This window comes from Bradyrhizobium sp. UFLA06-06 (assembly GCF_054820065.1).
In genome coordinates this window covers 61,152-69,834 of record NZ_JADFUD010000041.1, presented here as the reverse complement: position 1 = coordinate 69,834, position 8,683 = coordinate 61,152, and the positions used below count along the sequence as shown (strand labels likewise).

General features: G+C 65.2%; 7 protein-coding genes. 5 read left to right on the top strand and 2 right to left on the bottom strand.

All coding sequences use genetic code 11. The annotated features are described in order from the left end of the window. Positions 1-229: 229 nt before the first annotated feature. Positions 230-2,665: a Nal1-like putative serine protease gene (locus tag IF803_RS28880; RefSeq protein ID WP_461194381.1), complete on the bottom strand. Its 2,436-nt coding sequence runs from the start codon at positions 2,663-2,665 to the stop codon at positions 230-232. Positions 2,666-2,837: 172 nt separating this feature from the next. Continuing rightward, positions 2,838-3,752 (bottom strand): LysR family transcriptional regulator, encoded by a 915-nt coding sequence (locus tag IF803_RS28875; RefSeq protein WP_016846155.1) that lies wholly within the window; start codon positions 3,750-3,752, stop codon positions 2,838-2,840. Between the two features lie 116 nt (positions 3,753-3,868). Between IF803_RS28875 and IF803_RS28870 the strand changes: the two genes are divergently transcribed. The 5 genes from IF803_RS28870 (at position 3,869) to IF803_RS28850 (ending at position 8,633) form a co-directional block, all read left to right on the top strand. After that, positions 3,869-4,621: an SDR family NAD(P)-dependent oxidoreductase gene (locus IF803_RS28870; protein WP_069278265.1), complete on the top strand. Its 753-nt coding sequence runs from the start codon at positions 3,869-3,871 to the stop codon at positions 4,619-4,621. Positions 4,622-4,697: 76 nt separating this feature from the next. Then, entirely contained in the window at positions 4,698-5,396 is a 699-nt protein-coding gene (locus IF803_RS28865) for a pirin family protein (RefSeq protein ID WP_092086905.1), read from the top strand. 175 nt (positions 5,397-5,571) lie between these two features. Beyond that, positions 5,572-6,171: an NAD(P)H:quinone oxidoreductase gene (gene wrbA, locus IF803_RS28860; RefSeq protein ID WP_028341126.1), complete on the top strand. Its 600-nt coding sequence runs from the start codon at positions 5,572-5,574 to the stop codon at positions 6,169-6,171. A gap of 180 nt (positions 6,172-6,351) precedes the next feature. Next, the gene (locus IF803_RS28855; protein WP_461194379.1) at positions 6,352-7,299 is read left to right on the top strand and encodes a DUF5996 family protein; all 948 of its coding nucleotides are present in this window, start codon (positions 6,352-6,354) and stop codon (positions 7,297-7,299) included. 227 nt (positions 7,300-7,526) lie between these two features. Next, positions 7,527-8,633 carry a glycoside hydrolase family 5 protein gene (locus IF803_RS28850; protein ID WP_461194378.1) on the top strand — a complete coding sequence of 369 codons (1,107 nt, stop codon included), beginning with the start codon at positions 7,527-7,529 and terminating at the stop codon, positions 8,631-8,633. Positions 8,634-8,683 lie beyond the last annotated feature (50 nt).

Below are 8,683 nucleotides of genomic sequence, written 5' to 3'. Positions count from 1 at the left end.
AGAAGCCACGCAAAAAAATGCCTGACACTGGCCTGCACCCGCGCACGCCCAATTGCGCAAAGCCCTCGCTTGCGGGGAGGGTTGGGGTGGGGGCTCTCTCCACGAGTCGTATCGTGGAGAGAGCCCCCACCCGTATCGCATCTCTGATGCGATACGACCTCCCCCGCAAGCGGGAGAGGTTCAGCAGTCTGCCGCGAGGCTGGTTCAGCCTGACTCCATCATGCACTAGCTAACGCTTGCGCGCCGCCTTGCGGGTCTTTCCGACCGACCGTTTGCTGGCCGCGCCGCGCTTGGTCGCGGTCTTCTTGCTGGCGGCCGCGCGTCGGACCGGAGCTGCCGTGGCCGGACGCTTGCGCGCCGGCGCCTTCTTCGGCGCTTTCCTGGCCGTTTCCCTCGCAGCTTTCTTGGCGGCCTTCTTCGCTGTTTGCGGACGCGCGCGTCGCGCCGTTGTCGCGCCGCGGCGCCGCGTGCTGTTTCCTCCGATCGGAACGAGGTGGTCGTCGGCATCCAGTGTCAGCTGCTGGAGCAGGAACGCCGGCAGGAAGCTCGGGTCGTTGTAGAGCTTGCTCAAACTGTCCTGATCGAACTTGCCGCCCTGCCCGCGGTCTTCGCCCGCACCGGCGCGCCAGGCCGCTTCCCAGACCCGGGCCAGGGTCTTGGCACCGTCCTGCATGCAGGCCGCGGTGGCATCCTTCAGCTTCGACCACAGCGCCTCGACCTGGCCGCTGCCCATATGCGAATTGAACAGGTTGACGATGGTCATCGGCGGCAACCGCTTCACGGTCCGCTGCATCAGCGCGACCACGGCAACCGCGGCGTCGCGGCCGGTCGGCGTGCCGCCAGGGACAATCTCGGCAACGTCGCTGGTCCGGGCGTCAGGGATCATCTTGATGAGATCCTTGCCGTGCCGGCCGATCATCGTGGTCTCGTACACGCTGTGCACCTTGGCATGCGCCTTGTCGTTCGGATCGAGGCCATGGTGGAATTGCGAGATGTGCAGTGGCTGGCAGGCATCGCCGATGTAATGCGCGACAATGCCCGCGGCGCAGACGAACTCCAGCTTCTTGTTGGCGGCGGCGTACTCCACCATCTCGTCGAAGATCTGCCAGACCCGGAACGGCAACGCGCCGCGCCGGTCCTCGCCGATCCCTTCGTAATAGTCGTTCCAGACCTTCGGATCGACGTTGCGCGTCGACTCCGCGCAAAGGTCGAGCAGCGTCTTGCCGTCCCTGCCCGGCTTGTCCATGTCGGCGAAATGGTTGCTTTCGTCGGTGTGCCGGGTGAAGCGCCAGACCAGGTCGGCGACATCGGCCAGCGGCGAGAACGTGCCTCGCTGATGCGGCTTGAGGTCGGCGAGCAGCTTGTCGTCGAGGCCGATATTGTCGGAATTGGCGTCCATCATGGCGGCAAGCTTGGGCAGCTTCGCATCGATCAGACCGGTCGCGTAGGCGCCGATCTTGACGTGGCCCCATTCGCCCCAATACTCGGTGTGGCCGGCGTTCCAGTCGCCGATCAACTCGACATCGAGCTCGCGGCACAGCGTCGCCATGCAGATGCCGAGCGCAACCTGCATCGGGACCTTGCCGCTCGATCCGAACAGTTCCTGGCCGCCCCATTCGAGTGCCAGAGGACTGAGGATCCGCGCGCCGCTGGCGTTCTTCCTGGCGTCCGGATCGTCGACGAACCAGACCGTGCCGGAATCGCCGGGATAGTTGTTGAGCGGCGTGTCGCCGTCGCGCGGGCCGATCACGAAATCGCTGACATATTCCATGCCGCCGACGGTCTTGTAGCGATAGAACAGGCCGAGGATCTTGCCCTTCATCAATCCGCTGGTCGCACCGAACGCAATCAGCGGCTGGTTGATGATGTCGAGACGGAAGGTGCCGACATTGAGGTCGACGACGTCGCCGACCTGGCCCACGCCGTATACCTGTGCGGTCCAGCCCTTGACGTCATCGACGCGGATCAAGCCGGCATCGAGATTGGCCACCACGCGCGAGCCGGGCCAGCCGGGATAGACCTCGCTGAAGGCGCGCTTGCCGAGTTGCAGCGCATCGCTGACGCCGAGGCGGCGGTCGGTGTTCTTGAAGCCGGCGAAGATCTCGCGGCCGGCGGCGCCGACCACGTGACGGTTGGAGAGTGCAAACACTGTCTCGCCATTGGTGACGAGACAGCCGACCGAGCCACGGTGGATCTTGCCCTGGATCATGGTCTGCACCGGAAAGCCGCCGCCGACCAGATCGCTCTTGAACACCGGCGGATCGACGCTGCCGGGGCTACCCTCGTTCGGATCGACCTTGACGACGCAGGTGGGCACGACTCGACCATCAGGCAGATACAGGAACGGAGGCACCAGCTGGTCCTGCTTCTCGGGATGGTTCTTCAGTTCGGAGCGCTTCATCCAGTCGCGGACGAAGACGAGGATGCAGGGCCACGACCAGTCCTTGACCGACGAATTGAACAGCGTGCGCGGACCGAGCGCCTGCGGTTTGGAGTGCGCCTTTCTTTCCGTCGCGTTGCGATCGTTGTCCCGGATCAGATAGCGGCCGATCGCCGTGGCGTAGACCGATTGCAGATGGGCGAGGTGCACGTGATAGGCCTCGCGGGCATCGAGCAGGTCCTTGACCGACAATGACGTGAAATCATGCTTGGTCAGATCAATCATCTGGCTCCTCCGAAAATGCGCTTTGCGGCAACACCGGTTCAGGACGCAGAAATAGACGATCGTGGCAGCCCACGATCATGGGTTAGTTCACATAAGTTATACAATTTAAAAGGGATGACACGAATGTGACGGGGCGGGCCGGATGTCTCTCCGCCGAACGGCGTGCGGATTTCTATTTCCGCTGGGCGCGCCCTTTGGCGAAATGCTTGGCCAGGAAATCCGCCAGCACCTCGACCCGCGCGGGACGCGGTCCGCCGGGCGGGGTGACGAGATGCACGGCGCCCTCGGGCTGCTTCCAGCCTTTCAGGATCACCTCGACCTCGCCGCGCGCGATCGCATCGCCGACGATGAAGTCGGGCAGATCGGCGATGCCGAGGCCGGCGAGCAGCGCGGGCATCACGGCCTCGCCATTGTTGACCCGGAGCTGGCCGGCGGGACGCACGCTCGCCTGCTCGCCCGACGCGTTGGTGTAGTGCCAGACGCCCTGGGTCGAGAGATAGGCGTAGCCGAAGCATTTGTGCTCGGCGAGATGCATCGGATGGGTCGGCCGGCCGTGGCGCTTCAGATAGGACGGCGCCGCCACCGTGTAGCGCGGCATGCCGCACAGCCGCCGCGCGATCAGCGAGGAATCCGGCAGCCGCGCGATGCGCAGGCCGGCATCGAAGCCCTCGCCGATCAGATCGACCGTCGCGTCGCTCAAATGCAGGTCGATCGAAACCTCCGGATAGGCCTCCATGAATTCCGGCAGCAGCGGCGCCACCGTCTTGATGCCGAAACTCATCGGCACCGCGAGCCGCACCAGGCCGCGCGGCGTGGTCGATTGCGCCAGCGCCTCGTTCTCGGCGGCCTCGCCGTCGGCGAGCAGCCGCGCGGCGCGCTCCGACAATTTCTGGCCGGCATCGGTCAGCGCCAGCCGCCGCGACGTGCGGTTGAACAGCCGCGCACCAAGCCGTTCCTCCAGCCGGCTGACCGCCTTGGACACCGTCGCCTTGGACAGCGAGAGCTCGGTCGCGGCCGCCGCAAACGACCGTAATTCCACGACTTTTGCGAAGATCGCGAGCGCCTCGAAGTCCGGCAGTTTCGACATGGGCCGCTGTCCTGATTGCTCAATAATGGAAACAATGAGTTTCGATAGTTTCTATTTCTATACCACAGCCGGAGGCATATCCAAGTGCCATCAAATTCAACCGATGGAGAAATCCAATGACCAAGAAGCTCTCAGGCAAGGTTGCCCTCGTCACCGGCGGTTCGCGCGGTATCGGCGCGGCCAGCGCCCGCGCACTCGCCGCGGAAGGCGCCAGCGTTGCGATCAGCTACGTCGCCTCTCCCGAGAAGGCCGAGGCTGTCGTCGCCGAGCTGAAGGGCAAGGGCGTCAACGCCCGCGCCTACAAGGCCGACCAGGCCTCGTCATCCGATGTCGATCAGCTGGTGAAGACCGTCGCCAAGGATTTTGGCCGGCTCGACATCCTGGTCAACAACGCCGGTGTCGCATCGGGCGGCGCGGTCGACGATCCCAAGGCCGACACCGCGACGCTCGCCCGTCAGGAGGCGATCAACATCGACGGCGTGATCACCGCGATCCGCGCTGCCTCCAAGCTGATGGGCGAAGGCGGCCGCATCGTCACCGTCGGCTCCATGCTGGCGGACCGCGCCTCGTTCCCGGGCCTTGCCGACTACGTCGCCACCAAGGCGGCCGTCGTCGGCTACACCAAGGGCGCGGCGCGCGACCTCGGACCGCGCGGCATCACGGTGAACGTGGTGCAGCCCGGCTCGATCGACACCGACATGAACCCGAAGGACGGTGGCGAGTTTGCCGAGACGCAACGCCTGCAGCACGCGCTGCAGCGCTTCGGCCGCCCCGAGGAGGTCGCAGCCGGCGTCGTGTTCCTGGCAAGCCCGGAAGCCTCGTTCGTGACCGGCACCGTGCTCAACGTCGACGGCGGCTTCGGCGCCTGATCGAAAAATTCTCTGGAGACGCCGGGCGCAGTGCGCCCGGCCCGCTCGTCAAACATCGACAACAAGGGGAATGACCATGATCGAACTCAGACCATTCGCAAAGCTCGGCGGTGCCGACCACGGCTGGCTGAAGGCCAAGCACCACTTCTCGTTCGCGAGCTACTACGATCCCGACAATGTCAGCCACGGCGCGCTGCGTGTCTGGAACGACGACGAGATCGCGCCCAACTCCGGCTTCCCGGCGCATCCGCACGCCAACATGGAGATCATCACCTATGTTCGCGAAGGCGCGATCACGCACCAGGACTCGCTCGGCAACAAGGGACGCACCGAAGCCGGCGACGTCCAGGTGATGAGCGCCGGCAGCGGCATCCGTCACTCCGAGTACAATCTGGAGCCGGCGAAGACCAAGATCTTCCAGATCTGGATCGAGCCGACGACGAAGGGCGGCCACCCGACCTGGGGCTCGAAGCCGTTCCCGAAGGCGGACCGCTCCGGCAAGCTCGTCACCATCGCCTCGGGTATCGACGGCGACGACGACGCGCTGCCGATCCGTGCCGATGCGCGAGTGCTCGCCACCACGCTGAAGGCCGGCGAGAGCGCGGAATACGCCGCCGACAAGGCCCGTCACCTCTATCTGGTGCCGGCGGCCGGCAGCATCGAGGTGAACGGCGTGCGCGTCAACGCCCGCGACGGCGCCGCGATCCGCGACGAAGCCAAGCTGAAGATCACCGCGCTCGAGGATGCCGAGCTCGTGCTCGTCGACGCGGCGTAAGTACCACATCCACACTTCGTCATGCCCGGGCAAAAGCGCGAAGCGCGTCTTTACGCAAAAACCCGGGCATCCATCCCCTTCGGAAGAGTCTCTGAGAACGATGGATTGCCGGGTCAAGCCCGGCAATGACAGCCCCCCAAACCCAATTTCTCTCCCCCACCCAAAGGAGGCCATCATGGCCAAGGTTCTCGTTCTCTATTACTCCGCCTACGGTCACATCGAAGCCATGGCGAATGCCGTTGCGGAAGGCGCGCGCGAAGCCGGCGTCACCGTCGACATCAAGCGCGTGCCCGAGCTGGTGCCGGCCGAAGTCGCCAAGGCCTCGCACTACAAGCTCGACCAGGCCGCGCCGATCGCCAAGATCGATGATCTCGCCAACTACGATGCGATCATCGTCGGCACCGGCACCCGCTTCGGCCGCATGGCCTCGCAGATGGCCAACTTCCTCGACCAGGCCGGCGGCCTCTGGGCCAAGGGCGCGCTGAACGGCAAGGTCGGCGGCGCCTTCACCTCGAGCGCGACCCAGCATGGCGGCCAGGAGACCACGCTGTTCTCGATCATCACCAACCTCCTGCATTTCGGCATGACGGTGGTCGGGCTGAACTATGGTTTTGCCGGACAGATGAGGCTCGACGAGGTCACCGGCGGCGCGCCCTACGGCGCCACCACGATCACCGGTGGCGACGGCAGCCGCCAGCCCAGCGAGAACGAACTCGCCGGCGCCCGCTATCAGGGCCGCGCGATCGCGGAGACCGCGAGGAAACTTCGCGGCTAAGCCGCACGGTGAAGCCGGTTGAGTTTCAAACCTCGGCCGGATTCTCGCGCAACAGGGCGGCACTCTCCCGGACGATTGCCGCCCGATCCACTGTTTCGGCAGTGTCGGTTCCCGAAGTCATCGGGACCACTTTCGTGCTATGCCGCAAGGCAGCTTGTCGGCGCAGCCCAGAGGTTTGCCATGACCAACACACAGAAGACCCGCTGGCCGGAACTGCCGACCGCGGCGTGGCGCGACAGCTGTGCCACGCTCCAGCTCTTCACCCAGATCGCCGGCAAGATCCGGCTGACGAAGTCGCCCTGGCTCAATCACTCCTGGCACGTCACGCTCTATGTCACGGCGCGCGGGCTGACGACCTCGCCGATCCCCGACGGCGATCGCACCTTCCAGATCGACTTCGATTTCATCGATCACGTGCTCCGCATCTCGACCAGCGACGGCACCGAACGGCAATTCGCGCTGGCCGGTCAATCGGTCGCGAGCTTCTACGCAGCGGTCATGACCAATCTGAAGGACCTCGGCATCGACGTCGCCATTGACGAGATACCGAACGAAGTCGCCGACCCGATCCGCTTCTCGCAGGATACGCAGCATGCATCGTACGATGCGGATGCCGTGCGCCGGTTTCACCAGATCCTTGTGAACTGCGATCGCGTGTTCAAGCAATTCCGGACCGGCTTCCTCGGCAAGGCGAGCCCGGTGCATTTCTTCTGGGGCAGCTTTGATCTCGCGGTGACGCGGTTTTCCGGCAGAACCGCGCCGCGACATCCCGGCGGCGTGCCCCATTTGCCCGACGAGGTGGCGCACGAAGCCTATTCGCACGAGGTCAGCAGCGCCGGCTTCTGGCCGGGCGGCGGCGCGATCGATTATCCCGCATTCTATTCCTACGCCTATCCGGAACCCGCGGGCTATCGCAGCGCGCCGGCACGTCCCGATGCTGCGTTCTTCAGTGAGGCGCTTGGCGAATTCATCCTGCCCTACGATGCCGTGCGAATGGCTGCAGACCCCGACAAGGCGCTGCTCGAATTCCTGCAATCGAGCTATGAGGCAGCGGCCATCAACGCGAACTGGGACCGTGCTGCGCTGGAATGCGCACCGGGCCAGCCGGGCGTGGTCCGAGGGATCTAGGGCGCGCAACGGCGGCTTAATCCTGTTCGCGTGATGGCGCGGCCTTGCCGAGCGCCTGCATAAGTTAGATTTTCGTGTTACGTCTTTACCGCATCGTTGCTTGGCCGAGCTTATCCTTCGGACGACGCCCCGCGACCCCGGCCGGCTCGAAACACAACAGGCAATATATTCGTGAGCGCCCCGCAACCCGTCACGATCCCGCGACAACCATCGCACGCTGACCGGTCATGACGCGGCGATCGATCCTTGCCCTCGCGGTCAGCGCGTCCATTCTGCTGTCGGTCGCCGCGCGGGCCTGTCCTGCCTTGATCGACGGGGTCCCGGCCGACCGGCTCAAGGCGCTGTCACGCGGCGTCAATGCCGACGGCTGGATCGCCGATCCGCGGTCGGCGCCGCCCCTCGGCCTGCTGCTCGAGTTGCGCAAGGCCGGCATGTCCCACATCCGGCTGCCGGTGCCGGCCGACTTCGTCATGCCGCGCTTCGCCGCGAAAGCGGAGATCGACGGCCGCCTGCGCACCGTCGATGCGGCGCTCAAGACCTTGCTCGGCCTCGGCTATGCGGTATCGATCGACCTGCATTCCGGCGAGCGCTTCAACGCGCTGCACAAGGACGATCCCACCAGTGCGATGACCGAACTGAAGCGCGCCTGGACCGAGCTCGCAACTGTCATGCAGCGCTATCCGTCCGACCGCGTGTTTGCGGAATTGTTGAACGAGCCGGATGTCGAGGCCGCGCAATGGCAGAGCGAAGTCCGCGAGCTGGCGGGCTTCATTCGCGCCCTGCTTCCGCAGACCACGCTGGTCACCGGGCCGGTCAACTGGCAGCGCGCGGATTCGCTGCCGGGCTTCACGCCGCTCGACGATCCGAACGTCGTCTATGCCATTCATTTCTACGATCCGATGGTCTTCACCCATCAGGCCCATTGGGATCCGAATGAGCCGCTGCACGACGTCACCGGATTGCCCTATCCGTTCCGCGCCGACGATCCCAGGGTTCGACAGCTGCGGGAGCAGCTCACCGCGCTGGACAAGCGCAAGGCACTCGCGATGGTGGACCGCGCCATTCCCGACCGCGGCATCGACAAATGGCTCGAGCCTGCCGCCGCATGGCAACGGCAATATTCGCGGCCGATCATCATCAATGAATTCGGCGTGCTCAAGGCCGGAGCGCCGCGCGACAGCCGGCTGCGCTGGCTCGCCGGCGTTACGGCCTACGCCCGGCAACAATGCTGGGGCTGGACCCATTGGGAGCTGTCGCAGGGCTTCGGCCTCGCCGACGCGGTCACCGGCAAGGTCGACCGCGATGCGCTGAGCGCCCTGCTCGGCACCCGCTGACCCATCTGGTTAACCGGTTCTTACACAATGCGCGGCTAGATCGACGATGC

Excerpts from the sequence above, each read along its gene's own strand:
- IF803_RS28880 (WP_461194381.1), bottom strand. The coding sequence starts at position 2,665 with ATGATTGATCTGACCAAGCATGATTTCACGTCATTGTCGGTCAAGGAC.
- IF803_RS28875 (WP_016846155.1), bottom strand. The coding sequence starts at position 3,752 with ATGTCGAAACTGCCGGACTTCGAGGCGCTCGCGATCTTCGCAAAAGTC.
- IF803_RS28870 (WP_069278265.1), top strand. The coding sequence starts at position 3,869 with ATGACCAAGAAGCTCTCAGGCAAGGTTGCCCTCGTCACCGGCGGTTCG.
- IF803_RS28865 (WP_092086905.1), top strand. The coding sequence starts at position 4,698 with ATGATCGAACTCAGACCATTCGCAAAGCTCGGCGGTGCCGACCACGGC.
- wrbA (WP_028341126.1), top strand. The coding sequence starts at position 5,572 with ATGGCCAAGGTTCTCGTTCTCTATTACTCCGCCTACGGTCACATCGAA.
- IF803_RS28855 (WP_461194379.1), top strand. The coding sequence starts at position 6,352 with ATGACCAACACACAGAAGACCCGCTGGCCGGAACTGCCGACCGCGGCG.
- IF803_RS28850 (WP_461194378.1), top strand. The coding sequence starts at position 7,527 with ATGACGCGGCGATCGATCCTTGCCCTCGCGGTCAGCGCGTCCATTCTG.